1 tRNA gene and 1 rRNA gene are annotated in these 1,981 nt (G+C 48.3%); both read right to left on the bottom strand.

Annotated elements, in window-relative coordinates:
• Nucleotides 1-5 precede the first annotated feature (5 nt).
• Nucleotides 6-79 (bottom strand) — tRNA-Ile (locus tag A0125_RS15150).
• 152 nt (nt 80-231) lie between these two features.
• Nucleotides 232-1,759: ribosomal RNA gene (locus tag A0125_RS15155) — 16S ribosomal RNA — on the bottom strand.
• Between the last annotated feature and the right edge of the window lie 222 nt (nt 1,760-1,981).

A 1,981-nucleotide genomic window follows, 5' to 3' on the forward strand; every position in this document is an offset into this window, starting at 1 on the left:
TAATGTAGTCCCGAGCAGATTTGAACTGCTGACCCCTACATTATCAGTGTAGTGCTCTAACCAACTGAGCTACGGGACTAGCTATATCTTCTTTTCTACCTCGGTAATACCATTAATGAACCCCCTATACTATGGGGACAGGTACTGTATTTCCTATCGTTTCTATTCTTCTTTCTTTTATTTTAAAGTAATGTCATGTGCGTGGCAAGAATACGGACTCCGCATCTCTAGAAAGGAGGTATTCCAGCCGCACCTTCCGGTACGGCTACCTTGTTACGACTTAGCCCCAATTATCGGTTTTGCCCTAACACGCTCCTTGCGGTTACATGCTTTAGGCACCCCCAACTTTCATGGCTTGACGGGCGGTGTGTACAAGGCCCGGGAACGTATTCACCGCGTCATTGCTGATACGCGATTACTAGCGAATCCAACTTCACGGGGTCGAGTTGCAGACCCCGATCCGAACTGTGACCGACTTTTCGAGATTCGCATCCTGTTGCCAGGTAGCTGCCCGCTGTATCGGCCATTGTAGCACGTGTGTAGCCCCGGACGTAAGGGCCATGATGACTTGACGTCGTCCCCACCTTCCTCTCCGTTTGCACGGGCAGTCTGTTTAGAGTCCCCACCATAACATGCTGGCAACTAAACATAGGGGTTGCGCTCGTTGCGGGACTTAACCCAACACCTCACGGCACGAGCTGACGACAGCCATGCAGCACCTAGTTTCCTGTCCCGAAGGACTAAGCCATCTCTGGCTTATTCAGTAACTTTCAAGCCCGGGTAAGGTTCCTCGCGTATCATCGAATTAAACCACATGCTCCTCCGCTTGTGCGGGCCCCCGTCAATTCCTTTGAGTTTCACCCTTGCGGGCGTACTCCCCAGGTGGATAACTTAACGCTTTCGCTAAGACGCTAACTGTATATCGCTAACATCGAGTTATCATCGTTTAGGGCGTGGACTACCAGGGTATCTAATCCTGTTTGATCCCCACGCTTTCGTGCATCAGTGTCAATAAACGCTTAGACAGCTGCCTTCGCAATCGGTGTTCTGAGACATATCTATGCATTTCACCGCTACTTGTCTCATTCCGCCATCTTCAACGCTATTCAAGCTCTTCAGTATCAAAGGCACTGCATCGGTTGAGCCGATGTCTTTCACCCCTGACTTAAAAAGCCACCTACGCACCCTTTAAACCCAATAAATCCGGATAACGCTTGGATCCTCCGTATTACCGCGGCTGCTGGCACGGAGTTAGCCGATCCTTATTCTTACGGTACATTCAGCTTCCTATACATAGAAAGGGTTATTCCCGTACAAAAGCAGTTTACAACCCATAGGGCAGTCATCCTGCACGCGGCATGGCTGGTTCAGGCTTGCGCCCATTGACCAATATTCCTTACTGCTGCCTCCCGTAGGAGTCTGGTCCGTGTCTCAGTACCAGTGTGGGGGATTCTCCTCTCAGAGCCCCTAGACATCGTCGCCTTGGTAAGCCGTTACCTTACCAACTAGCTAATGTCACGCGAGCCCATCCATATCCTATAAATATTTAAATACATCAACATGTGTTAACGTATTGTTATGCGGTGTTAATCCGAATTTCTTCGGGCTATCCCCCTGATATGGGTAGGTTGCTCACGCGTTACGCACCCGTGCGCCACTCTCAAATCGGGTAGCAAGCTACCCTCAGATCCCGTTCGACTTGCATGTATTAGGCCTGCCGCTAGCGTTCATCCTGAGCCAGGATCAAACTCTCCATTGTAAAATGAATTGTTCGACACCTAACTATTTATAAAAATAATTAGAAATTGTCTTTGTATAATATCTAATCCGGAATCGTATTTCGTTTTTCTAGCTTTCTCTTTAATATGTGACTTTCATCGCTCTTAAATTAAAAGCTAACTACTCGCCACGCTACATGAACATCTCTTTAAAGAACTTTCTCGCCGCCGCATCGCGCTTTGGCCTTTTATGTTTTGCTCTT

It is taken from the genome of Sphingobacterium populi (assembly GCF_001586775.1).
Lineage (GTDB): Bacteria > Bacteroidota > Bacteroidia > Sphingobacteriales > Sphingobacteriaceae > Sphingobacterium > Sphingobacterium populi.